Origin of the sequence: Vreelandella glaciei (assembly GCF_013415125.1) — a bacterium.
Lineage (GTDB): Bacteria > Pseudomonadota > Gammaproteobacteria > Pseudomonadales > Halomonadaceae > Vreelandella > Vreelandella glaciei.
Genome location: NZ_JACCDE010000025.1, coordinates 1 through 21,872, shown reverse-complemented (window position 1 = coordinate 21,872; position 21,872 = coordinate 1). Strand labels below are relative to the sequence as shown.

26 protein-coding genes are annotated in these 21,872 nt (G+C 53.0%); 13 read left to right on the top strand and 13 right to left on the bottom strand.

The window, feature by feature from the left end:
- Positions 1–24: 24 nt before the first annotated feature.
- The 4 genes from HZS80_RS16100 to HZS80_RS16085 form a co-directional block, all read right to left on the bottom strand.
- A complete protein-coding gene (locus tag HZS80_RS16100; RefSeq protein WP_035556949.1) occupies positions 25–363 on the bottom strand; it encodes a zinc ribbon domain-containing protein YjdM in 339 nt (112 codons plus the stop codon).
- 103 nt (positions 364–466) lie between these two features.
- Positions 467–943 (bottom strand): YbhB/YbcL family Raf kinase inhibitor-like protein, encoded by a 477-nt coding sequence (locus HZS80_RS16095; RefSeq protein WP_035556946.1) that lies wholly within the window; start codon positions 941–943, stop codon positions 467–469.
- A 72-nt stretch (positions 944–1,015) separates the two neighbouring features.
- Positions 1,016–1,573, bottom strand: a complete 558-nt coding sequence (locus HZS80_RS16090) for a hypothetical protein (RefSeq protein WP_179916639.1) — start codon at positions 1,571–1,573, stop codon at positions 1,016–1,018.
- 23 nt (positions 1,574–1,596) lie between these two features.
- Positions 1,597–1,971: a thiol-disulfide oxidoreductase DCC family protein gene (locus tag HZS80_RS16085; protein WP_035556942.1), complete on the bottom strand. Its 375-nt coding sequence runs from the start codon at positions 1,969–1,971 to the stop codon at positions 1,597–1,599.
- Between the two features lie 93 nt (positions 1,972–2,064).
- Here HZS80_RS16085 and HZS80_RS16080 point away from each other — a divergent pair, with 93 nt between their 5' ends.
- Entirely contained in the window at positions 2,065–2,553 is a 489-nt protein-coding gene (locus HZS80_RS16080; RefSeq protein ID WP_179916638.1) for a flavodoxin family protein, read from the top strand.
- An 88-nt stretch (positions 2,554–2,641) separates the two neighbouring features.
- Positions 2,642–3,730 (top strand): histone deacetylase family protein, encoded by a 1,089-nt coding sequence (locus tag HZS80_RS16075; RefSeq protein ID WP_179916637.1) that lies wholly within the window; start codon positions 2,642–2,644, stop codon positions 3,728–3,730.
- Positions 3,731–3,818: 88 nt separating this feature from the next.
- On the opposite strand, the gene fadA is transcribed toward HZS80_RS16075, so the two are convergent.
- Positions 3,819–4,997, bottom strand: coding sequence for an acetyl-CoA C-acyltransferase FadA (gene fadA / locus HZS80_RS16070; protein ID WP_179916636.1), 1,179 nt, complete (start codon positions 4,995–4,997; stop codon positions 3,819–3,821).
- A 23-nt stretch (positions 4,998–5,020) separates the two neighbouring features.
- Complete coding sequence (gene fadB / locus HZS80_RS16065; RefSeq protein ID WP_035556931.1) at positions 5,021–7,207, bottom strand: fatty acid oxidation complex subunit alpha FadB; 2,187 nt, start codon at positions 7,205–7,207, stop codon at positions 5,021–5,023.
- Positions 7,208–7,461: 254 nt separating this feature from the next.
- Between fadB and HZS80_RS16060 the strand changes: the two genes are divergently transcribed.
- Complete coding sequence (locus HZS80_RS16060; RefSeq protein WP_035556928.1) at positions 7,462–8,616, top strand: DUF5924 family protein; 1,155 nt, start codon at positions 7,462–7,464, stop codon at positions 8,614–8,616.
- A gap of 76 nt (positions 8,617–8,692) precedes the next feature.
- Positions 8,693–9,145: a transcriptional regulator SlyA gene (gene slyA, locus HZS80_RS16055; protein WP_035556925.1), complete on the top strand. Its 453-nt coding sequence runs from the start codon at positions 8,693–8,695 to the stop codon at positions 9,143–9,145.
- Here the strand turns inward: slyA and HZS80_RS16050 are convergent.
- Positions 9,124–9,693 carry a hypothetical protein gene (locus tag HZS80_RS16050; protein WP_035556922.1) on the bottom strand — a complete coding sequence of 190 codons (570 nt, stop codon included), beginning with the start codon at positions 9,691–9,693 and terminating at the stop codon, positions 9,124–9,126. The genes slyA and HZS80_RS16050 overlap by 22 nt on opposite strands.
- Before the next feature lie 199 nt (positions 9,694–9,892).
- Between HZS80_RS16050 and HZS80_RS16045 the strand changes: the two genes are divergently transcribed.
- Complete coding sequence (locus HZS80_RS16045) at positions 9,893–10,345, top strand: universal stress protein (protein ID WP_008959936.1); 453 nt, start codon at positions 9,893–9,895, stop codon at positions 10,343–10,345.
- A 61-nt stretch (positions 10,346–10,406) separates the two neighbouring features.
- Here HZS80_RS16045 and HZS80_RS16040 read toward each other — a convergent pair whose 3' ends face one another.
- Positions 10,407–12,323: an ATP-binding cassette domain-containing protein gene (locus tag HZS80_RS16040; RefSeq protein ID WP_035556919.1), complete on the bottom strand. Its 1,917-nt coding sequence runs from the start codon at positions 12,321–12,323 to the stop codon at positions 10,407–10,409.
- Positions 12,324–12,425: 102 nt separating this feature from the next.
- Between HZS80_RS16040 and HZS80_RS16035 the strand changes: the two genes are divergently transcribed.
- From HZS80_RS16035 to HZS80_RS16020, 4 genes are all read left to right on the top strand, one after another.
- Positions 12,426–13,307, top strand: coding sequence for a TatD family hydrolase (locus HZS80_RS16035; RefSeq protein WP_374730591.1), 882 nt, complete (start codon positions 12,426–12,428; stop codon positions 13,305–13,307).
- A 13-nt stretch (positions 13,308–13,320) separates the two neighbouring features.
- On the top strand, positions 13,321–13,800 hold the full coding sequence (locus tag HZS80_RS16030; protein ID WP_035556913.1) for a hypothetical protein: 480 nt from the start codon (positions 13,321–13,323) through the stop codon (positions 13,798–13,800).
- Positions 13,801–13,950: 150 nt separating this feature from the next.
- The gene (locus tag HZS80_RS16025; protein WP_179916634.1) at positions 13,951–14,946 is read left to right on the top strand and encodes a DUF2795 domain-containing protein; all 996 of its coding nucleotides are present in this window, start codon (positions 13,951–13,953) and stop codon (positions 14,944–14,946) included.
- On the top strand, positions 14,946–15,173 hold the full coding sequence (locus tag HZS80_RS16020; protein ID WP_035556910.1) for a C2H2-type zinc finger protein: 228 nt from the start codon (positions 14,946–14,948) through the stop codon (positions 15,171–15,173). The genes HZS80_RS16025 and HZS80_RS16020 overlap by 1 nt, the downstream gene beginning before the upstream one ends.
- A gap of 56 nt (positions 15,174–15,229) precedes the next feature.
- Here HZS80_RS16020 and HZS80_RS16015 read toward each other — a convergent pair whose 3' ends face one another.
- From HZS80_RS16015 to HZS80_RS16010, 3 genes are read right to left on the bottom strand one after another with little or no spacing between them, the layout of a single operon-like run.
- Positions 15,230–15,652, bottom strand: coding sequence for a hemerythrin domain-containing protein (locus HZS80_RS16015; protein ID WP_235272534.1), 423 nt, complete (start codon positions 15,650–15,652; stop codon positions 15,230–15,232).
- Positions 15,653–15,663: 11 nt separating this feature from the next.
- Positions 15,664–15,804, bottom strand: coding sequence for a hypothetical protein (locus HZS80_RS23585; RefSeq protein WP_235272533.1), 141 nt, complete (start codon positions 15,802–15,804; stop codon positions 15,664–15,666).
- Between the two features lie 45 nt (positions 15,805–15,849).
- Positions 15,850–16,443 carry an elongation factor P hydroxylase gene (locus HZS80_RS16010; protein ID WP_179916633.1) on the bottom strand — a complete coding sequence of 198 codons (594 nt, stop codon included), beginning with the start codon at positions 16,441–16,443 and terminating at the stop codon, positions 15,850–15,852.
- 122 nt (positions 16,444–16,565) lie between these two features.
- Between HZS80_RS16010 and HZS80_RS16005 the strand changes: the two genes are divergently transcribed.
- The 3 genes from HZS80_RS16005 (at position 16,566) to HZS80_RS15995 (ending at position 19,807) form a co-directional block, all read left to right on the top strand.
- Positions 16,566–17,984 carry an MATE family efflux transporter gene (locus tag HZS80_RS16005; RefSeq protein WP_179916632.1) on the top strand — a complete coding sequence of 473 codons (1,419 nt, stop codon included), beginning with the start codon at positions 16,566–16,568 and terminating at the stop codon, positions 17,982–17,984.
- Between the two features lie 2 nt (positions 17,985–17,986).
- Positions 17,987–18,976, top strand: a complete 990-nt coding sequence (locus HZS80_RS16000; RefSeq protein ID WP_179916631.1) for a DUF3080 family protein — start codon at positions 17,987–17,989, stop codon at positions 18,974–18,976.
- Positions 18,977–19,111: 135 nt separating this feature from the next.
- Positions 19,112–19,807, top strand: coding sequence for a hypothetical protein (locus tag HZS80_RS15995; protein WP_035556895.1), 696 nt, complete (start codon positions 19,112–19,114; stop codon positions 19,805–19,807).
- An 89-nt stretch (positions 19,808–19,896) separates the two neighbouring features.
- On the opposite strand, the gene tusA is transcribed toward HZS80_RS15995, so the two are convergent.
- Positions 19,897–20,151, bottom strand: coding sequence for a sulfurtransferase TusA (tusA, locus tag HZS80_RS15990; protein ID WP_179916630.1), 255 nt, complete (start codon positions 20,149–20,151; stop codon positions 19,897–19,899).
- 29 nt (positions 20,152–20,180) lie between these two features.
- Here tusA and HZS80_RS15985 point away from each other — a divergent pair, with 29 nt between their 5' ends.
- The gene (locus HZS80_RS15985; protein WP_007113141.1) at positions 20,181–20,468 is read left to right on the top strand and encodes an antibiotic biosynthesis monooxygenase family protein; all 288 of its coding nucleotides are present in this window, start codon (positions 20,181–20,183) and stop codon (positions 20,466–20,468) included.
- 19 nt (positions 20,469–20,487) lie between these two features.
- Here the strand turns inward: HZS80_RS15985 and rlmM are convergent, their stop codons facing one another.
- Positions 20,488–21,558, bottom strand: coding sequence for a 23S rRNA (cytidine(2498)-2'-O)-methyltransferase RlmM (gene rlmM / locus HZS80_RS15980; RefSeq protein WP_035556887.1), 1,071 nt, complete (start codon positions 21,556–21,558; stop codon positions 20,488–20,490).
- Positions 21,559–21,872: the final 314 nt, after the last annotated feature.

The window sequence follows — 21,872 nt, the reverse complement described above, 5'->3', positions numbered from 1 at the left end:
TTTTTTGGAGTGTCTGCTTTAACGCTAGGCTTTCTTAACAAATTCAGATTTAAGCTTCATCGGCCCGATGCCGTCTATTTTACAGTCGATATCGTGATCGCCGTCCACCAACCGGATGCTCTTCACTTTGGTGCCTACTTTAACCACCAATGAACTGCCTTTAACCTTCAAATCCTTGATTACCGTTACGCTATCGCCGTCGACCAACATGTTGCCGTTAGCATCGCGCACGCCTGAAGCTTCTTCAGCGCTCTCCTCGGCTACCTTTGACCACTCGTGGCCACACTCTGGGCAAACGTATTGAAGCCCATCATCGTAGCTAAATTCGGAAGCGCAGGCAGGACAGTTAGGCAGATCACTCATGGGATGGCTCCATCGCTTGGCTAATAGAAAAGGTTGATTCAAGGCCTAAGAAAGCGATGGAGCCTACACGGATTATTCCGCTTGTCTACTTTTGCAGATGCGATCAATCACGCTGATACGTGCCTACCAAACGATTCATGCCTAGCAGATTAGGCTCTATTTCTTTGAGTAACTCGGCAAGTGTCAGTCCTTCAGGCAGCGAGGTTTGATGGTCCAGCGCCAGCACCCAGAAGTAGTAAAGATGCTTACCATGCCCTTCAGGGGGCATCGGACCAAAGTAACCCACTTCGCCTTTATCATTGGCGCCAGCAGTGCCCACAACACTCTTTTCAGTTAACTCATGGGTATCAGCGGGCAAGTTATAGAGCACCCAATGTACAAAGCCGTAGCTGCCATCCTTGACCAAAGGAGCATCTGGGTCGTGACAGATGACAGCGAAACCCTGGGTTCCCTCGGGGGCATCTTTCCAAACTAGGGGAGGCGAAACATTTTCCCCCTCCCCTGTGTGCTTGGAAGGAATGGCTTGATGATCGGCAAACGCTGGACTGGTAACCTGCATTGATGAAAGTGCAAATGCCATGTTTCTCTCCTTGGTTTATCTGATGGGCCTTGGTTTATCTGGTGAGCCGTTACTGAGCATGAAGTCCATTCATCATCGGGCCACCTGCTCAGCGTATTGTTGCCACCACTGCTGAGCAGACGCCACATTCTCAGCATTATGCGCAGGGTCAAGTACTACCCCTAACTGAACGTAATCGCCACCTGTTCTGACCATTAGCTGAGGATCTTGAGTGGCTAGCTGTAGCGCGTAGAGCACCAACATTTGTTCATACGCATCGCTGGTGTTCAACCGAGCAAACAGCAGTGGAACAGCAGGAAGCCCTATTTCGCCTAATCGTTCAGCGGCAATGTACCAGGGACGACGGTTGTCACGATCACCGTAGCTGGTCACAAAACGCCGATCGGCCAAACGGCTAACATAATAGGACGCTTCCTCTTCCGGACTGATAAACAGCGGCGGCACCCAGTCACTCGCCATAGCGGTCTCCGGCGCTGTCGTGGCGGCAGGGGCGGATTGCGAGCTGGGTAACGGTGCTTCAGCCGCTGCCTGGCTAGGGGTTGGCGAAGGACGCTGCCCACCGCCGGCACAGCCCGCGAGCAATAGGCTTACGCCTACTACTACCCCTAGATATAGCGCACTTCGCTGCATTGTCAGGCTTCCTTTGCTAGACGTTAAAGAGGCCATCGGCCCTGTTTCTTTAGGCGACGCTTTACCCACACATCATAAAGGGTTCGCAGTGCTGGTTTAATCCCAGGCAAGCCGATCAGCCAAGCGACCGGGACCAATAACGGAATACGCTTCATCAACAAACGGTAGGCGTCGATACCTTCTATTAATTGACCTTGCGCAGTTTCGATATGCAGAGAGCGCAGCGCTACTGCAGGGTCAACACCCTTTGCACGTAGGGTTTGCTCATGTTCGCTTACGTCAAGCCAACCGATATCTTTTGCATGGCGCCCCGACCAGCGCTCATAGCGCCGACGCTCTTGGCGACAAAGTGGGCACTGGGCATCGTAATAGACATTGATCAATGTCTTACTGGACATATTGCTTCTCAACTTTAAGACTCTTAAGCAGTGTGGCATTTTCATTATGTGGCGCAACCCCTTGCTGCCCCACGTTTCCATTAGGTCTTTGCTATGAATGCTGAGCTTAGTAATGAATTTAGTAAACAACTGTTAGTGATTGCTCATGCCCCGTCAGCGAATACCCGTCTTCTGCGCGAAGCGGCCGCGCGGGGCGCTAGCCATCCCGATCTTGAGCAGGTGCAGTGTGTGGTGAAAGCGCCTTTGGAGGCAGGCCCAGAGGATGTACTAGCCTGCGATGCCATCCTGCTCGGTACCACGGAGAATCTGGGCTATATGAGTGGCGCGCTAAAAGATTTCTTTGACCGCACCTACTATTCTGTTCTAGAAAAAAAGCAAGGATTGCCCTGTGCGCTCTATATCCGCGCAGGACATGACGGCACGGGCACCCAACGCGCAGTAGAGAGCATCGTGACCGGCTTACGCTGGCGCTGGGTGCAGGCACCGCTCATTTTAAGCGGTGAATGGCAGCCAACGTTTGCAGATCAAGTAGAAGAACTTAGCATGACCTTAGCGTTTAGTGTTGAAAGCGGCATTGTATAACCACGCGCAGCCTGCCTTACTGTAGGTAAGCACTTCGTGCATTCAGTGCGATTGAGAGTCATCAACGCACATCTTTCAGGTAGCCATTATGCACAATGTCATTGCCTTCTATGATGATCGCGTACTCGCTCACGAACCCAATATCGACGCTGACTTTTTACCCCAGCGAATCGATAAGCGCATTCGCCATCTGCTTGCAGGTCTTCCTGTGCCGTGGAAATACCCTGAACACCCAGGCCGCTTGCAAGCGATTCAACAACTGCTTGAAAAAGCGCCGATTGAGGGGCTACACATTGAAGGGGGCAAAGCAGCTACCCATGAGCAGTTAGCGCGTGTGCATACCACTTCCTATCTAAGCGACATTTTCAGCCTGCGCGGCAAAAATGCCTGGCTGGATGTGGACACCACGGCGGTCTCACCGGGTAGCGTTGATGCTGCTGAAGTCGCCGCTGGAACGGCTATTGCCGCAGTGGAAGCGGTGATGGAAAAACGTACTAAAAGCGCCTTTGCTCTTGTGCGCCCGCCAGGGCACCACGCAGAGCCCGTTCGCGCCCGCGGCTTTTGCTTGTTTAACAATGTAGCTGTGGCGGCAGCCCATGCCCGCAGCGCGCTAGGTTGCGAAAGAGTGCTCATTGTTGATTGGGACGCCCACCACGGCAACGGTACACAGGATATTTTCTGGGCAGAGCCCGATGTGATGCTTTTTGATATTCACCGCGCCGCCCCCTTTTACCCCGGCTCTGGCCACCTGGAAGAAGTAGGCGCCGGTTTGGCGGAAGGCACCACCATCAACGTGCCGCTACCTGCTGGCGCCGGTGATGAAGCGTATTTGAAAGCCTTTCGCGACATCCTGGCGCCAGCAGCTGCCTGGTTTAAACCTGATATCATTTTAGTATCAGCAGGCTTTGACCCCCACTGGCATGACTTGGCGCTCAACGTCTCCTACGAAGGGTTTGGCGCGCTAACCGGCTTTATGCAACAGCTGGCCGAACAGCATTGCGAGGGCCGTTTGGTATTCGTATTAGAGGGCGGCTACAACCTTGAGTCACTGGCCAACGGTACAAGGGCGGTACTCGCGGTTCTGGCGGGCAACACAGTTCCGGTACCCGATACCTGCGGCATTGCGGAAGTACAAGCCGCAGCGGATTTTCACCGCACTGCTTTTCAGTCTGAATAGGGCTATTCGGAGTAGTTTTTTCTGAGCAAAGGCCTGACAAATAAAAACGGCACCTCGAAGGATGCCGTTTGAGTAGCTAAGGCTATGGTTATTTCAGCCGTTCAAATACCGTTGCAACCCCCTGTCCCATGCCGATACACATGGTCGCCAAGCCCAGGGTAGTATCGCGCTGCTGCATAACGTTCAACAGCGTGGTGCAGATGCGTGAGCCCGAGCAGCCCAAGGGGTGCCCAAGGGCAATGGCCCCACCGTTGAGGTTAACCTTATCGTCCAGCGCATCCAGGAAGCCTAAATCTTTCAGCACTGGAATCCCCTGAGCGGCAAACGCTTCGTTGAGCTCAACCGTTTGGATATCAGCGGCAGAGAGACCAGCGGCTTTTAGCGCTTTCTTGGACGCAGGCACTGGACCATAGCCCATGATAGACGCATCGCAACCTGCCACACCGGTCGAAAGCACTCGCGCTATGGGCTCTAAGCCCAGTGCTTGAGCACGCTCGTAACTCATCACTGCCATTGCCGAGGCACCAACAGAAAGCGCCGAGGACGTACCTGCGGTCACGGTACCGTTGCGCGGATCAAATACCGGTTTGAGGCTCGCCATAGACTCCAGGGTAGAGTCGGGGCGAATAACCTCATCGCGCTGAACCATCACCCTGAAGCCGCGCTGATCGTGGCCTTCAATACCGATAATTTCATTATCGAAGTAGCCCTTCTCCATCGCCGCTTGAGCACGCTGGTGGGAACGCACGCCAAACTTGTCCTGCTCTTCTCGGGAAACGCCGTGCATTTTGCCCAGTAGTTCAGCGGTCAAGCCCATCATCATCGCCGCTTTGGCCGCGTATTTGCTGGCTGCCGGGTTGACGTCAACGCCGTGGGCCATGGGTACGTGCTCCATATGCTCCACGCCACCGATGATAAAGAAATCACCCATGCCCGCTTTGATATTGGCCGCAGCGATATGCAACGCAGTCATCGAAGAACCGCACAAACGGTTGACCGTTTGCGCAGGTACCGAACGGGGAATACCGGTCATAATCGCCGCGTTGCGTGCAATATTCATTGATTGCTCAAGCGTCTGATTCACACAACCCCAGATCACATCATCAACTTCCGACGGGTCTAGGTTTGGGTTACGAGTAAACAGCGCCTGCATGGCCGCAGCAGAGAGGTTCTCAGCGCGAACGTTACGAAAAGCACCATTCTTGGCTTTCGCCATGGCGGTACGGACACCGTCAACCACCACAATATCTCTCGGACTCAAACTCATCTCTTATCTCCTATGCGTGGTGGTTAGGCTTGGTTGGCAGACTTATCGCTGGAATAAAATAACTCGCCGTTTTGAGCCATCTGACGCAGCTTATCGGTGGGCGCGTATAGCGGCCCCAGCTCTTCGGCTAGCCCTTCAGCCAGTTTCACAAACTCAGCCAAGCCCATCGCATCGATGTAGCGCAGAGCGCCACCGCGGAATGGCGGGAAGCCGATGCCATAGATCAATGCCATATCGGCTTCAGCTGGCGTCGCCACAATGCCATCTTCCAAACAGCGTACGGTTTCCAAGCAGAGCGGCACCATCATGCGCGCGATGATGTCTTCGTCGGAAAACTCTTTGTGTTCCTTCACCACCTCTTTGACCAAAGCGTAAGCCGCTTCGTCGGTCACTTTCTTCGGCTTACCCTTCTTGTCCTCTTCGTAGGCGTAAAAGCCCTTGTCGTTCTTCTGGCCTAAACGGTCATTCTCATACATGACCTGGATCGCGGTTTTGCCCTCGCGCGCCATGCGTTCAGGGAAGCCTTCGGCCATGACTTCATTGGCGTGTACGGCGGTATCTAGACCGACCACGTCAAGCAAATAGGCAGGCCCCATCGGCCAGCCGAATTTCTCCATCACTTTATCAACGTGCTGGAAGTCAGCGCCCTGCTCCATCAGGAAGCTAAAGCCACCAAAGTAGGGGAACAGTACTCGGTTGACCAAGAAGCCGGGGCAGTCGTTAACCACAATCGGCGTTTTGCCCATGGCCCGGGCGTAGGCCACGGTGGCAGCAACGGCGGCGTCCGAGGTCTTCTCACCACGGATAACTTCCACCAGCGGCATACGGTGCACGGGGTTAAAGAAGTGCATACCGCAAAAGTTTTCCGGCCGTTTTAGGTTTTGCGCCAAACGGTTGATCGAGATGGTTGAAGTATTGGAGGTGAGAATAGTGTTCTCGCCCACCATGCCTTCCACTTCGGTCAACACAGCGTCTTTGACCTTGGGATTCTCAACAACGGCTTCGACAACGAGGTCGACGTTACCAAAATCGCCGTAAGAGAGTGTCGGGCGAATGTTGGTGAGTTTTTCAGCCATTTGCTCGGTAGTGAGCTTGTTACGCTCTACCTGTTTGGCAAACAGTTTGCGGGCTTCTTTCAGACCTAACTCTATCGCGTCGTCCTTAATGTCTTTCATCAGGATCGGCGTGCCTTTAGAAGCACTCTGATAGGCGATACCGCCACCCATAATGCCAGCCCCCAGCACCGCCGTTTGCTTCACCGGCTGTGCCTGTTTTTCGTAGTTGCTGGCCTTCTTTTTGACCACTTGATCATTGAGGAACAGACCGACCAGGTTGAACGCTACGCTGCTTAGCGCCAGTTTGGCGAAAGCTTTGGCTTCAATTGCCTGAGCACGGCCGCGCTCTTCACCAGCGCCTTTCTGTATCACTTTGATCGCTTCAACCGGCGCGGGATAGTGCGGCCCAGCCTTACCAGCGACATACCCTTTGGCGGTTTCAAACGCCATCATCTGCTCAATCGGGTTGAGCTTCAGCGGGCTGGTCTTTTCAGCACGACGCGCCTGATAATCCAGCTCACCTGCATTGGCGCGATCAAGGATATCCAGCGCGGCGGCTTCCAGTTGCTCGCCGGTGACTACCGCATCGACGGCGCCCACTTTTAGCGCAGCATCAGCGCGGTTTTCGGTACCACCAGCAATCCACTCGATAGCATTATCGGCGCCAATAAGTCGCGGCAGGCGCACACAGCCGCCCCAACCGGGCAGAATGCCGAGCTTGGTTTCTGGCAGACCAATTTTGGCTTTCTCGCTCATCACGCGAAAATCGGTGGTTAGCAATACTTCACAGCCGCCCCCTAGGGCCAGCCCGTTAATCGCGGTAACGGTGGGGAAAGGCAGGTCTTCGATGGCGTTGAAAATATCGTGTACCTTGAGATTCATCTCCACCAGGTACTCTTCGCCCTTATCGAAAAGCGTGTGAAACTCGGTGATATCAGCACCGACGATAAACACTTCTTTACCACTGGCAATCAATAAGCCTTTTAAACTATTTTCAGCTTGGATTGCTTTGACGGCTTCACCCAGCTCTGTCACCACAGCGCTGGAGAGCTTGTTGACGGACTCACCTTTCAGATCGAAAGTGAGCATAGCGATGTCATTGCCACTCGGGGTGTCACGACGTGTCACCGTGATGGCGTTGCCTTGATAGATCATCCGCGCTCTCTCCACAATTCGGGTTGGTTCCATAAAAGGAACCCGCCACACTTTATTCGGCCAATTCCATTATTCGATCAATACAATCCAATCGATTTCATACGGTCGTTTGATTGCTTTAGCTTGGTTGAGTTGCCTGTGTACGTCAAGCCCTGACTTTTGGCTAATTTACCAATCTACTGAGACCAGTACTCCCCTGTGTGCGTTCATACTGCTAGGATCACGCTTCCTTTTATTTTGCAGGTTAACTTTATATGGGCGCACTGCTCACGCCATCGCGCATTGCCACCGTTCAGCGACATATAGAAAGTATTGTCGAGCGATTAAAGCCATGGAGCTGGCTATGGCCGCCCATGGCATTTACTGCCGGGTTAGCCAGCTTCTTTCTGGTCGATCGTCAACAGTGGCTGGGAGCCGCGCTAGCATTAGGATTATTGTTCGCCTGGACGCTACTGCTTTCCGAAGGATTAATTAGCCGCTGGTTGAAACGTCGTGGTCACCCTACTCCGCCAAGAGGCGTAACAACGTTTATTGCCCAGATGATTCATCAGGAAACGCTTTTTTTCACATTGCCGTTTATTTTAGTCACCACGGTGTGGAATAGCGGCCAAACACTGTTTGCGCTGCTAGTGGGCGTTATGGCACTACTTTCTATCGTTGATCCCATCTATTTTAAAATTGCTGAACGATGGCGCAGTCTTTACTTTTTATTTCACGCGATGTGCGTGTTTCTCGTATTGCTCGTGACGCTGCCTATTATGGTACACCTCACCACAGGGCAAAGCTTACTCTTAGCGCTCGGGATCACGGTCGTTGTCGCCTTACCCAGCTTTTGGCACCTGTTAAAGCAAAGTTCGCTCAAACGCTGGTGTGCTTTTTTTGGATTAACGCTGATCTTAGCCTACGGCGCTTGGCTTGGACGTATTTGGGTGCCACCTGCCAGCCTATGGATGACCAGCAGTGCTCTTTCTCCTGGGTTTGACGTTGAGCGGCGCATTCCTCAAGGTTCTATGGCGCTAACGCCCCAAGCTATCAGCGCAAATGGCCTTTATGTGTACACTGCCATCCGGGCGCCGCGTGGACTGAGTGAAACCATTACCCACGCTTGGCATCATAATGGTGAGCCAATGGACGTAGTGGAATTGAACATCAACGGCGGACGCGAGCAGGGATACCGCGCATGGAGTCATAAGCAAAACTTTCCAGAAGATCCAACCGGACAGTGGCGCATCGACATTATGACAAGCACTGGGCAGCGCTTAGGATTAATACGCTTTGAGGTGGCAAAGGATAGCCAGCAGGCTTCACTAGCCGATGGAGAAATACACGCCAGTGGCTTAAGCGGATTGAACTTACGGCGCTTTTTACCGGGCCGCACTAATGATGCAGAGGCGCAACCGGATGACTGAATTGTTAATCGCCTTGCATTCAGTGGCGCAGCTTATGACAATTCGCCTACTCACACTTATTGGTAGCTAGTTACTTATGGCTTCAACGATTGGTTTTCGTATCGCACGCTTGCCACATCTATGGCGTTCAATTCTAGATCGACGACTTGCCCCCTTAGGCTTAACGCAAACGCGTTGGGTCACGCTCTATCACTTGTGGCGTATGGGCGAGGGGCACCCACAGTGCGATCTTGCCCGCGCCATTGGTGTTGAGGCACCTTCCTTGGTGCGTACTCTCGGTCAGCTTGAAGAGCAAGGTTTGGTGGAACGCCGTGCCTGTGATAATGACCGCCGTAGCAAACGTATTTATCTAACGCCAGCTGCTATGCCGTTGTTGGAAAAAATCGACAGCGTTGCCCAGCAGGCGCGCAAGGAGATGTTTGCGGGCTTGAGCGAGGAGAACCTTGAACAGCTCAATGAATGGCTGGCGGTGATTGAAGCCAACGGGTTAGCAATTCAGGCACGGGATCAAGACGGTCCAGCCTCATGATCGCTCTTTGAGGTTGGCACAGTCTGCTCTGTCCCTTTGAGCGGTTGACCGTTGGGCCGATCGACATGGCCCTGAAGAGTATCAATCAGTTGCTTAAACTCAGGTAAATATGTCGTGAATCGTTCAGCGGTTTGCGACTCCCACCACCATAGGGTCAGCGCGTAGGGAGTCGACTGTATCACCAGCGCGTCTTGTGGCAAACGCTCAAGCAGTGCTTTTAACGGTATCTCGGCATTACCCGGAAGCGGCCGCAAAGGGGCTATTCGCCAACGCCAGCCCGCATAATACGGTGCTAAAGCTTCACTGGCATTGCTGTCTCTGACCAAAAGGAAATCCGGCCCAGGTGCTGGCTGAGGATAGTGCCACCGGTAGGCAGGCATCGTCCCTTTAAAATGGTGAAGCGGTGGTTTTTCCAGTTTGATAATTACGCCTTGCTTGGCAATTTGCGTGCGCAGCGTCTGCTGGCGTCTCTGACGTGGACTGGGCTTTAGCCACATCACCGGTGCGATGACAAACATCGAAATTGCTATAATAATTAGCCATTCCATCTCTACATTTCCTTTAACGTGAGCCACACTGTATAAGCTATTCTAACCATCACGACTCAGGACGTTGTTTTGATACACGTCATGGTTAAAACACTGATCATTGTTAAAATAAGGCACGCCATCTAAAGTAACGGTCATTGAACAAAGAGCCTCCATTATTCTTTGTGAACTAGTGTTATCCACGCTAAGGAGATATGCCATGAGCTATCACCACATTTTAGTTGCCGTTGACTTAACCAAAGACTCCCACAAGATCCTGGAACGTGCCGTGGCAATCGCAGCACGCAACGATCAAGCCAAAATTTCCATTATGCATACCCTGGAACCGCTTGGGTTTGCCTATGGTGGCGATATACCGATGGACTTGACCAGCATCCAAGACCAGTTGGATGAACATGCCAAAAAACGTTTAGCCGAAATTGCCGCACCGCATATTGCCGAGGCTGACCAGCATGTTGTCGTGGGTATGCCCGATACCGAAATCCACCGGTTTGCCGAAGAGCATGATGTGGACTTGATCGTAGTGGGCTCCCACGGTCGTCATGGTTTTGCGTTACTACTAGGCTCAACCTCTACCGGCGTGCTGCACGGCGCCCAGTGTGATGTTCTTGCGGTACGCGTGGGCAAAAAAGGCGAGAAAAGCGACGAGTAAACCCTTTTTTTATATCGCTACGAAAAAGGCGCCCATTCGGCGCCTTTTATCGTTGCTACGTCTATTCCCCAGCGGCCATCGCCTCTAGCTCCATCCAACGCTCCATGGCCACTTCTAGCGCTTTCTGCACTTTCTCAAGGGATTGTAGTTTAGCCGTAACGGCTTCTGCTTCTTGCTGATAAAACGCTGGGTCACCAATCTCGCTCTCTAGCGCCTCTACTTCACTCTCAAGGCGTTCTATTTCAGCGGGCAGCGCATCTAACTCACGCTGCAAGTTGTAGGAAAGCTTAACGCTTTTCTTAGCCGGGGCAGCCGGAGCTTCGACCACCTTTTTAGGCGTTTCTGAGGTGGGTTCAGTACGCTGACGCGCCGCCCCTTCCCAAGGCGCTGGAGGCAATTTTCCGCCCTGGCGAATCCAATCGGTATAGCCACCCACGTATTCACGCACCACGCCATCGCCTTCAAAGGCGAGCATGCTGGTGACCACGTTATCCATAAAGGTACGGTCGTGGGAAACCAGCAGCAGCGTGCCATCGAAATCGAGAAGCAGCTCTTCAAGCAACTCCAGGGTTTCCATGTCGAGGTCGTTGGTTGGCTCATCGAGTACCAGCACGTTAGCTGGCTGAGTGAACAGCTTGGCAAGCAGCAGGCGGTTGGACTCGCCACCAGAGAGCGCTTTCACCGGTTGGCGTACCCGCTCAGGTGTGAACAGAAAGTCCTGCAGGTAACTCATCACATGGCGATCTTTACCCCCCACGCTGACGCGATCACTGCCCTGAGCAACATTGTCATACACGGTTTTATCCAGCTCCAGCCCGGCACGCAGCTGATCGAAATAGGCCACTTTTAGATTGGTGCCCATCTGCACCTTGCCTTCAGTGGGTTCCAGCTCGCCCAGCAGGATTTTCAATAGGGTTGTCTTGCCCGCGCCGTTGCGCCCCAGGAAACCGATACGGTCGCCGCGCAGTACTTCAAGGTTAATATCACGCAGTATTACGTCATCGCCAAAGCGCTGGGTGACGCCTTGCAGCTCCACCACGCGCTTACCGGTGCGCTCGCCGCGATCTACCGTCAAGTTGGCATTACCCTGGCGCTCACGGCGCTGGCTACGCTCGTTACGCATCGCTTCCAGCGCACGAACCCGGCCTTCGTTGCGGGTACGCCGTGCTTTAACGCCCTGACGAATCCAGGCTTCCTCTTGCGCGAGTTTTTTATCGAACTCGGCGTGCTCCCGTGCTTCTACTTCAAGCTCATGCTGCTTGCGGGCCTGATACTCTTCGTACTTACCGGGGTAGCGCCCTAGCTGGCCACGGTCCAGCTCCAGAATATTGGTGGCCAGCTTGGAAAGAAACGCCCTATCGTGGGTAATCAGCAGCACCGCGCCGTTAAACGCCAGCAGTTGCTCTTCCAACCAGGCAATGGTGTCTAGGTCCAAGTGGTTGGTAGGCTCATCGAGCAGCAGCAGATCGGGCTCGGCAACCAGGGCGCGCGCCAGCGCTACTCGGCGGCGCCAGCCACCGGAGAGCGAGCTCATTTCAGCTTCAGGGGGCAAGCCTAAGCGCGTGAGCACCGTATCGATACGCTGGTGATACGACCAGCCATCAATGGCTTCCAGACGCGTTTGCAGGGTCGCCATGCGATCCATATCGGGGTCGGGATCATTGATAAGATGATCGTACTCGGAGAGCAGCTCTCCGGCTTCTGGCAGGCCTTGGGCGACCATGTCGAAAATGGTCAAGCCAGATGACTCGGGTAACTCCTGAGCCAACACGCCAATCTTGAGACCAGGTGCGCGCCAGATGGAGCCATCGTCGGGCAGGATATCCCCTGCTACCAGCTTCAGCAGAGTGGACTTGCCGGTGCCGTTGCGCCCGACCAGCGCCAGCCGCTCGCCTTTTTCAACCGTCAGGTCGGCGCGATTGAGTAGTACATGGGTGCCGTAGGCGAGTTGCAGCTGTTCGAGTCGTAACAGGGTCACGCGGTGTCCTCCTTAATCGTGAGGCGCATAGTGTAACGCATGAGCGCGCTGGTAGGGGGAACGTTGATGCATTAGTCGATGCTCGCGCATACCGTTACAATGATGTCTTTGCATATTGAATGGGAGACACCTTTGACCACTGCGTATGCCGATGATTTTTTGCCCGAAGCACTACAGTTTCGGCCTAGTACCCCATTGGTGGACATCGGCGCTAACTTAACCCACGAAAGCTTTGGGCGTGATCTTGAGGCGGTTATACAACGTGCCCAGGCGGCGCAGGTAACTACCATGATCGTTACCGGTACCGATCTTGCCCATGCTGAGCAAGCCGTCGAGTTGGCCAAACAGTATCCTGGCTTGTACGCCACGGCGGGTGTACACCCTCATGACGCCAGCCATTGGGACGCAGGTCTGGAGCGGGCCATGGCGGCCCTGCATGCCTTACCGGAAGTAGTGGCTGTGGGCGAGTGTGGGTTGGATTTTAATCGCAACTTCTCGACGCCTCAGGAGCAGGAGCGTGCATTTGAAGCGCAGCTGGCGCTCGCGGTCGAAAGCGGTTTGCCGCTGTTTTTACACGAGCGCGATGCAGGCCAGCGGATGCGAGAAATCCTGCATGCATGGCGAGACGACATCAGTCACGCAGTGGTGCACTGTTTTACCGCCGATCGCGATACGCTGTTTGGCTATCTCGACCTAGACTTGCATATAGGCCTAACCGGTTGGATTTGCGACGAGCGACGCGGACATCATCTACGCTCATTAGTAGGTGATATTCCATTAGCGCGTTTGATGGTAGAAACCGACTGCCCGTACTTGCTGCCCCGCAACCTCCCGGCGAAGCTAAAGGGTCGTCGACACGAACCGGCGTTGCTGCCGTGGATTGTCCGCGAGATTGCCCAGTGGCACGGTATTAGCGAAGCTGAGTTAGGGGCGGCAACCACACTGACCGCCCAGTGTTTTTTCCGTCTACCCACGGAATCTTAACAGGAGTATTAGCGTGGCCGATTATCCAGGATTTATAGCCATTGAAACGGGCGAAGACGATGGCTTACCGCTCGCCATTGCCTGGTCGCTGCCCGATGGCCGAGTAAAGCAAACATTGATTCAGCCAGACGATAGCTGGATCAAAGAAGATACCAATGCCATGGGCGCCTACAGCATGGAAGAGCTGGAGAGCCTGGGGGTTAGCCCGCTAGAGGTAATCCGCGAGCTGGAGAACGATCACTTCTCCGCTACCCTTTATACCAGCGACAACGGCGACGACGAAGCGGCGCTGGCGCGGCTGTTTGACACCTATGGGTTAGACCCTTTCGTGGAGTTAGCCCCAGCCTCGGTGCTTTACCCTTCAATCACTCCTGGCGAATGGCATCGCCAACGGCGTGAAACGTTCAGCGAGCTGGGCTTGGAGCCGATGCGTCCAGAACATGAGCTTGAGGTTATGCTGTCGATGCACCAGCGCCTAACCGAAGAGGACTAGGCATTAGCTACCAATAGCCTAGGATACGTTTGCACGAAGGAAAATCCTCTGCTAACCCATAATGAGGCTTTGTTTAGAAAGGTAGCTGTAGGACACGCTTTTGAGGACTCCATCTTAACGACATAGCCATTTCTACACAGGAGGTGACAGATGAAGGATTATGTTGAAAAGGGAGATATCTATTTTTTCTATCGGCCCAAGGTCAATACACCGCGGGTCGAAAACATTGAAGACGTTCAGCGCCTTTACTTAGTGCTAGCGCCAGACGATAAAGACACCGCTCGATTATTTCTGGTGGGCAAAAAGCGCATGCCTGAAATTACCCATGGCAAGCCTTCGTCTACCGCGCGCGAGTGGATGATGAACGACATGACAGGCAAGCCAACAAACATTGGCGAGGCGCTAGCGCCGCTCGAATACGCTACCAAGACCCGTGGCGAGCAGGAACAGGGCGAGGCCATTCCTGTTGGAGAGGGGCGCTACGCTATCTTTGAGCGTCACAACAGTTCGCGTTTGGCTTATCGGCTCACCAACCCCACGAAACCCGGCAAAGCGCAGGCGGAACTGGGGATTCTTGCCGAGGCAAGTTATATCATCTTGGTGCGCAACCCCTCCCTTGATGTACCCGGTTTTCCAGACGCTAAACCGAACTACCCCAAGCGCTTAATAGAGAAATTCGCCGACCAACGCTGGTTGGATATTGACGATAGCAAGCTGCTTGACTACGAAGATGCTCAACTTCTGCTCATCGGAGCGCATGACAACCTCGCCGAAGAACAAATTTCCATCACCGGCAAGGCATCCCTATTCAAGACGTTAGGGCTGAAAAAGCGCGAGTGGCCCAATGAAGCGCTGGAAGGTGGCGAGCTCACCGAGCCGCACATGCAGCCAGAAGCCAAGGAACCCGAAGGCGATCGCAGCAAAGGCGGTGAGCGCGGTGGCAAGGCAGCCACTGATTCGACATCGGCGGCTGGCATTACCAAGGCACTCAAGGGCATCGATTTACCGAGCAGCAAGGCGGACCTGATTAAACAGGCCAAAACCAACCATGCCAAAGATGACGTTATTAATGTATTAAAGGAATTTCCCAGCCGAAAGTACAAAACGATGGCAGATATCCAAAAAGCGCTGGGGGAGATACGCTGATGGCACAGTTTACTTGCGAAATATGCGGGGCTGAGTTCGAGCAAAAATCCCTTTACGAGCGGCATATGCTCACTTCTCATCCAAAACAGGTGGTCTCTGCGGCTGATATTGAAAAAGCGCTGAAAGGGGTTGAAGCAGGTAAACTAAAGCGCCACTTAGTGGCGCATTGCCCCCTCACCTTTTCAGAAAAACTTTTTCAGGAAAACTATCTAGCAAAAGCCGTCTAAAAAACTGTCTGCGGTCACCAGCGCCTAAATTAAGCTTGTATAAATCCTTTACTTATTTACTTCGTTTTCCGCCCCGTGAGTTTGTCACTAAGCCTGTCAACCATGCCTACAGACGCACCCACACTCTTGTGGAAGAGTTCTGAATGAGGAGCGCTGGGATGCGGATGCGTCGAGGCCAGTGTTTTGGCCTGCTCTACTTTTTCACCTAGTTCAATAAGTTGGTCACCGGACATATGGGTGCGCATCTTAGGAAATTGCTGTGACTCCTCGTCGTCTGCATGGTGACTTAACAATCCTTTTAGCTTTTCGAGCTGCGCCATGAAAACCGGAGCGACAGCGTTACAATCTTCCAGCTGTTTCATTACTTGAACAATTTCATCGTGCTCTTGTTTGTCGTGCTCAACCTCTTCGGTTCCATTCGGTATGTATTTTTCTATTGCCGGATAAACGTACATTTCCTCGGCAACGGCATGGCGCATTACCTCAGCGATCAGGGTATCCGCCGTATCTCTACGCCATTGTGGGTCATTTGAGCCTTTAATTGGCCTGCCAGCGCCATCATTTCCTGATGATCTGTGGTTAGGATATCAACCACATCCTTGGCTGATCCGTTTGTATTGTGCTGAGTCATGAGATTCCCTCCTTATGATTCGTAACACCTACATAGTAGACAACTTCAACATAGTCGTGTGCATAGCAACCTATCAAGTCCTTGAGCAATGGCTGTTTCAAGCTTCAGCCCTTGTTGATAGTAAGCGTTCAATGCATGGCAAAACGCTTTGGCACGTAGGGGTAAGCCTTCATCTTGGTAGCGCGCTGCCCGAACCATAACGCGCTGCTGGAAAGCGTCCCGATCCACGTTTGTATCGCCCCCCAGATTGTCCACGCTGACATGGAAATGACGGCCACACGCCTGGGTAAATAGGTACTCTAACGCTTGGGGAGCAACCTCTGCGCTCTCAAAAGCAGCTTGTTGCTCAGCATTACGCCCATCCGGCGAATACCAATAGCCGTAATCTTCTAATTGACGACGCTTTTCACCCGCAATACACCAGTGGCTAATTTCGTGTAACGCACTGGCATAATAACCCCGCGCAAAAATAATTTGATGATACGGTGTTTTGCTATCAGCAGGCCGATAGAGGGGTTCATCGTCCCCCCGAATTAGGCGTGTTTGATAATGCTCTGCAAAAATGCCATCGAAGAGCGCGGCAATATCGGCCAGCGTCCATCGATCCTGCAAGTGATTCAAATTGACCTCGTTTATCATTGCCGTTTGAGAAAGTATAACTGCCTCACAGAGGCAAACTAAATACAGGGCAGCAAGGCATAGGCTTCCCTGCTAACCTATCGCTTTTTTATAGCTTAATTCGTCGATCAGGAGCCTTCTCATTGGGCGATTTCACTCAACAAGTTAAATCGGTGTATTGGCCAGAAACTCGCGCGCTGGTCTACTTGGCATTACCCATTTGCGGAGCTCAGCTGGCTCAAGCAGGGATGAGTGTTGTTGATGTCATGATGACAGGCCGACATGATGCAACGTCACTCGCAGCCGTCTCGGTAGGCTCCAGCCTCTGGATGCCATTGATGCTATTTATGACGGGCACCCTGATGGGGCTCACACCAATTGTGGCACATTTGCTGGGTGGACAGCGCCAAACCGCTATTCGCCCAGCAGTGCACCAGGCGCTCTGGGTTGCCCTGCTGCTAGGTGTTGTCGCGGCCTTACTGCTCTGGTCGGCCGTCATACCGATTTTTGAATTAATGAATGTGCCCCCTGCCGTTGCCAGCCAGTCTGCCGCCTATCTGTCAGCTGTCGCCTTTGGTATGCCGGGGATCGCCCTTTTTCAGGCGCTTAGAGCGTTTTCCGATGGCATGAATCACACCCGCCCGGCGCTATGGATAAGCTTGGTCGGTTTAAGCGTGAATATTCCTGCCAACTACCTCTTGATCTACGGCGGCGATGGCTTGATTGATTTATTTGGCGCCTGGATTCCCACTAGCTTGCAACAGCTGCCTGCCTTGGGCGCTCTTGGCTGCGGCATTGCGACGGCGCTCTCCATGTGGACGATGGCGCTGGCGATGGCCTACTACACGCGCAGGGGAAATACTTATAAAAGCGTTGCGATTTGGCACAAACTGACACCGCCCCAATGGCTAGGTATACATGAATTAGTGGTGGTGGGCGTTCCCATTGGCGTGGCTATTTTTGTTGAAGTGACCCTGTTCACGCTTATTGCACTCTTTATTGCCAGCTTTGGTGAAGTCACGGTGGGTGCCCACCAAATAGCGCTAAGTTTCACCTCCATTCTGTTTATGCTGCCCCTGTCGCTGAGCATGGCGCTGACCGTACGAGTCGGTAATACGCTGGGTCAGCAGCGCTTGGCACACGCCCGTAAAGTTGCCTGGAATGGCATTGTGATTAGCGTCATCATTGCCGCTATTAACAGCCTCGTACTGTGGGTTAGCGCCGAGCCAGTAATCGCACTTTATACTTCCAATAGTGAGATACAGGCGTTGGCACTCTCAATCATTGCTTTAGCCGTTATTTTTCAGCTCTCAGACTCGTTACAGGTTAATTTAGCGGGTGCTTTACGCGGCTATAAAGATACCCGCATTGTGATGGTGATTACGGTACTCTCCTACTGGATTGTAGGCTTGGGCGGCGGCCACTGGCTGGGCTCCTATGGAGTGGGCGATAAGGTCGCCCCGCTAGGGGTTCATGGCTACTGGATTGGCTTGATTGCGGGCTTAAGCACTGCGGCATTGCTACTTGGCTGGCGTTTACAGCGTATTAGCATTAAGGGATAAACATGGCTTGGCGGGGCAATCTTTTTATAACACTAACCCTAAGTACCTTACTAGCTGGCTGTGGCGATCACCCTGCTGAGCAGCAGTGGCAGTCCTACCATCAGCAACTTGCGAATGACCTCGACCAGACAGGCATTGAGCGGGCCGCCCCCATGAATATTGGCGATTTCCCGGAGCGCTCTGCTCGGCTTATTAATATCCCCGAAACAAGGGATAGCATGCTGAATATTTATGCACTACGCGAATGCCAAATTACTTCTCTTATAGCGGCACGTAACAATCAACTCGGCCGAGTAGCACCTCCTAGCCAGCAGTGGTTATATGAGCGAACACTATGGCAACGGCTAAACACCTGCTGGAACAGCGATGTTCCCGAAAAGTTAAGCGATGAAGACCGAATGCGCCTGCAACAGCTGACGGCCACTAAAACAGCTCAGTTACCCGCCGTCAGTTGGAACGCTATTTTTGATTCCAGCGAATGGGTGAAAAGCTTTGCGCGCGCAAGCCAGCCTTTAGCTAACGTCGATGAAAACGCTATTGCAAACCAGCTTGAAGCCATTAATTATCTTCAGCAAATGACGGATCACCAGTTTGACCTCGATTGGCAGCAAGACTCCTCAGCCCTCGAAAATCATTTAAAAACCCTACAAGAGCAGCCATTGACCGCCGAAGTGTTGCGCGCCCTGCTACTAGCCACTCAACGCTTAACCGAAGCGAATGCATTATTAGCTCAGCAGAAAGATGCCACACACTGCTTGAGGCGCGGGGAACCACAGTCGCTTGAACGCTTGGCAAACACTGCCCAGCAGTGGCTAACAGCGATCAACCGCTTAATTGACGCGCAGCCGGTAGACAAGCCAATAGCGATTCAGCGCTATCAGGCACGCTGGCTTTCGCTGGAAAACGCCCAAGCGCCCTGGGGCCAGTTCCAGCAAGCGCTCACCGAGCATCATGCGCTACGAGCTCGCTTTCCAACTTGTTCAGATAATTAAAAAGCGTAGAACCCTTAACCTTATGAGCAACTTGTGCTATTGGTTGATAGGTAAGGTGGATAAGCAAGGATAACAATGAAGCAAGCCAAACTTGCTTCGCCAATGTCATGACCACGCAGCATAAGGAGGGACATAATGGGCGCATCCCTGTCACCCCGCTCTGCCCAGGTCATCGACCTGGAAACTGTGCGTCAGCGTCAGCAGGCGCAAAAGTGCCTAGTTCGTTTAGCTCCGGAGCTAGATGGACTAGAGATGGTGTACCAACTCGCTGCGAGTCCCGACACTTACTACGGCATGCCTATTTTAGCCTGGGGACTAAGAGAAGATGGTAGCGTCTTTGGCATGGTGCCGTGGATGGAAACGTTGGCGGCCTGCCATGATCTGAACAGCCAGGAGAATGGCTACTTCGTGGGTTACCGCGACCCTGAAACGGAGGAAATTTTCGATTCACCACCGGACCATAAGTACCATGAGCTAGTCGCCGCAGCTGAATATTTTGATTATGAGGCTTCCGGAGAAATCACTCTCATTCAGCAAATACCCGACACTCTGGGCACCCACGCGCTGTGCATGAATCACCCCAACACTCCTTGGCATATGAAGCCTGTTTACGGCTGGCGTCTCTACAGCGACGGTAGCCTTGACGCGCTCCTTGCCGACGAGAACAAAGCGGCGATGACACCGATTTTGTTAGGGGACAAGTGCCTTTACGGCGCTCACGCTCGCCATCAAACCGTTTACTTTTTCCAGCGCCATATCGCCAATCGTATATTGGAAGAAGATCCGGCAACGCTTGAGGCGCTAGCCATGATGGTCGTGGCAAGCGATTAGCCGAGTGCCTTAGTGCTGCCTTGTGAGCGAGGCCAACATCAATGATGTTGATTTGAGCCTCGCTTGGGTTCCCGCGCTATTTCTAAGGGTTATGCTAAGCGAATAAAGTAGAGGTAGTTACTCGCAGAGGCGGTGTCCTGCTCAAGCAGTTCGTGCCCTAAAAACTGACAAAACTTGGGCACATCTCGTGTAGTGGCGGGATCGGTGGCAATCACTTTGAGCACTTGGCCTGATGTCATGTCGCGCACTTTATTATGCATTAGCATAATCGGCTCTGGGCAGTAGAGTCCTGAGGTGTCCAATACCACGTCAAAGCTGGGTAACGTACCCGTATTATCAGCCATTAATATTCTCGATGTAGGAAACAGAAAGTATGATTAAAGTTATCATCGAACGGCGAATTATGCCTGGTCTTGAAGAAGAATTTGAGCAAGCAGCGCGGGAGGCAATGCGCGTTTCCCTAGGCGTAAGGGGCTTCATCGGTGGTGAAACACTGGTAGAACTGGGTCATACCGATCGGCGACTGATGATTACTAAATGGCGTGACATCCGCGCTTGGAAGGAGTGGCATTCAAGCGAAGCGCGGGCAATGGCCATGCAGCGTATTTTACCGCTATTAACCGAAGATGAAACTATCCGGATTTACGAGCCTGGCTATTAAGCCTGAGGTTTCACTCGCGCTAATCCCTAAGCCTTACATGCACCGTTACCTCTTCCCTATCGTGATAGAGGTGACGGCATGATACGTTGGCATGCACACCCGCTTTTTCCAGCGACTCTTCCAGCGCCGTTAGACAACGTGTCACCTCATCCCAGCGCTTTTTCATGGGCAACTTGAGGTTGAAGATCGCCTCTTTGCACCATTTACGAATCAGCCACCGCTCCACCATGGCTAGCACTCTCACTGGTTTATCAACAATGTCGCAGACCAGCCAATCCAAGCGCTGTGGTGGCTCCCAGGTAAAGCCATCCTCTTTGAGATGATCAATCTGCCCAGTCTTCATCAACTGTGATTCCATCGGGCCATTATCGATGGCATACACGTACATGCCGCGCTGAACCAACTGCCACGTCCAACCTCCTGGGGCGGCCCCTAAGTCAGCTGCTTGCATATGCGGTGCTAGCCGCACATCCCACTCATCCCTAGGAATAAACTCGTGCCACGCCTCTTCCAACTTCAGCGTTGAGCGGCTAGGTGCACGGGAGGGGAAGCGCAGCCGCCGAATACCATTAATCAAATCGCTACGATTGCCTGGGAAGCTCATCGCCAGCTGCACTTGATCACCGTCAGTCCAGAAAATATGTAAACGTCGTGCGCCCGCGCTGCGCCTTAACGCACCACGTTTTTTCAACATACTTTCCAGCGGCTTGGTAAGCGCCTTAATCAGCCCGGCCAGCGCTTTGCCATCGTTGGTATCCGGCGTTTCATGCCAAATCTCTTCAAAACTCCAACGGCTGGCTTTGACCTGTTCCAAGATAGCGGTAAGACGGTCGTCACGTGAAAGAGTGAGCGCAGGCAAGGCCGCTAAGCTCTGGCGCGCGAAAATCAGCTTTTTAAACGCTGCCTGGCGGTGCAAATCATTCACTGCTTCGCCATCGACACGCGTTAAGCTTACCCACCCTTCCCCATGAGATGATTCACAGGCAATGCCCTGCAATGCGGCGTGATGCTGTAGCTCTGCCAGCACATCACTCTCAAACCCAGGACGGCAGTAAACTAACCATGACGTAGGTACCGTTTCACTCACCACTTCACCTCAGTTCCTCCAGCCATCACAAACGGTGACGGCTGCCTCATTAATTGGGCCGCATCATAGCACTTATCCAGGCACTTTTTATTTTCTTCCTCACAACAAAAAACCCCGAGCACAGACTGCAATTTGTCGAAGGCAGCGTTAGCTCGCGATACCGTGGTGTCATCGCGTGAAGCAACACGATCTCTTTTTTGTCATTGCGTATAGGGACTCCTCCCCGGTTGCAAGCTCCGATGATGAACAACATAAGCCGATGCGTGCGTATAGTCGGTCTCTTAATGGGGACGCTATCCCCTGACCCTGATGAACGT

Excerpts from the sequence above, each read along its gene's own strand:
- HZS80_RS16085 (WP_035556942.1), bottom strand. The coding sequence starts at position 1,971 with ATGTCCAGTAAGACATTGATCAATGTCTATTACGATGCCCAGTGCCCA.
- HZS80_RS16015 (WP_235272534.1), bottom strand. The coding sequence starts at position 15,652 with ATGCGCCATGCCGTTGCCGAGGAAATGTACGTTTATCCGGCAATAGAA.
- HZS80_RS16100 (WP_035556949.1), bottom strand. The coding sequence starts at position 363 with ATGAGTGATCTGCCTAACTGTCCTGCCTGCGCTTCCGAATTTAGCTAC.
- HZS80_RS16025 (WP_179916634.1), top strand. The coding sequence starts at position 13,951 with ATGAAGGATTATGTTGAAAAGGGAGATATCTATTTTTTCTATCGGCCC.
- HZS80_RS16090 (WP_179916639.1), bottom strand. The coding sequence starts at position 1,573 with ATGCAGCGAAGTGCGCTATATCTAGGGGTAGTAGTAGGCGTAAGCCTA.
- fadB (WP_035556931.1), bottom strand. The coding sequence starts at position 7,207 with ATGATCTATCAAGGCAACGCCATCACGGTGACACGTCGTGACACCCCG.
- fadA (WP_179916636.1), bottom strand. The coding sequence starts at position 4,997 with ATGAGTTTGAGTCCGAGAGATATTGTGGTGGTTGACGGTGTCCGTACC.
- tusA (WP_179916630.1), bottom strand. The coding sequence starts at position 20,151 with ATGGCTGATAATACGGGTACGTTACCCAGCTTTGACGTGGTATTGGAC.
- HZS80_RS16095 (WP_035556946.1), bottom strand. The coding sequence starts at position 943 with ATGGCATTTGCACTTTCATCAATGCAGGTTACCAGTCCAGCGTTTGCC.
- HZS80_RS16060 (WP_035556928.1), top strand. The coding sequence starts at position 7,462 with ATGGGCGCACTGCTCACGCCATCGCGCATTGCCACCGTTCAGCGACAT.
- HZS80_RS16050 (WP_035556922.1), bottom strand. The coding sequence starts at position 9,693 with ATGGAATGGCTAATTATTATAGCAATTTCGATGTTTGTCATCGCACCG.
- HZS80_RS16010 (WP_179916633.1), bottom strand. The coding sequence starts at position 16,443 with ATGATAAACGAGGTCAATTTGAATCACTTGCAGGATCGATGGACGCTG.
- HZS80_RS16080 (WP_179916638.1), top strand. The coding sequence starts at position 2,065 with ATGAATGCTGAGCTTAGTAATGAATTTAGTAAACAACTGTTAGTGATT.
- HZS80_RS23585 (WP_235272533.1), bottom strand. The coding sequence starts at position 15,804 with ATGACTCAGCACAATACAAACGGATCAGCCAAGGATGTGGTTGATATC.
- HZS80_RS16000 (WP_179916631.1), top strand. The coding sequence starts at position 17,987 with ATGGCTTGGCGGGGCAATCTTTTTATAACACTAACCCTAAGTACCTTA.
- HZS80_RS16075 (WP_179916637.1), top strand. The coding sequence starts at position 2,642 with ATGCACAATGTCATTGCCTTCTATGATGATCGCGTACTCGCTCACGAA.
- HZS80_RS16045 (WP_008959936.1), top strand. The coding sequence starts at position 9,893 with ATGAGCTATCACCACATTTTAGTTGCCGTTGACTTAACCAAAGACTCC.
- HZS80_RS16035 (WP_374730591.1), top strand. The coding sequence starts at position 12,426 with ATGTCTTTGCATATTGAATGGGAGACACCTTTGACCACTGCGTATGCC.
- slyA (WP_035556925.1), top strand. The coding sequence starts at position 8,693 with ATGGCTTCAACGATTGGTTTTCGTATCGCACGCTTGCCACATCTATGG.
- HZS80_RS15995 (WP_035556895.1), top strand. The coding sequence starts at position 19,112 with ATGGGCGCATCCCTGTCACCCCGCTCTGCCCAGGTCATCGACCTGGAA.
- HZS80_RS15985 (WP_007113141.1), top strand. The coding sequence starts at position 20,181 with ATGATTAAAGTTATCATCGAACGGCGAATTATGCCTGGTCTTGAAGAA.
- HZS80_RS16020 (WP_035556910.1), top strand. The coding sequence starts at position 14,946 with ATGGCACAGTTTACTTGCGAAATATGCGGGGCTGAGTTCGAGCAAAAA.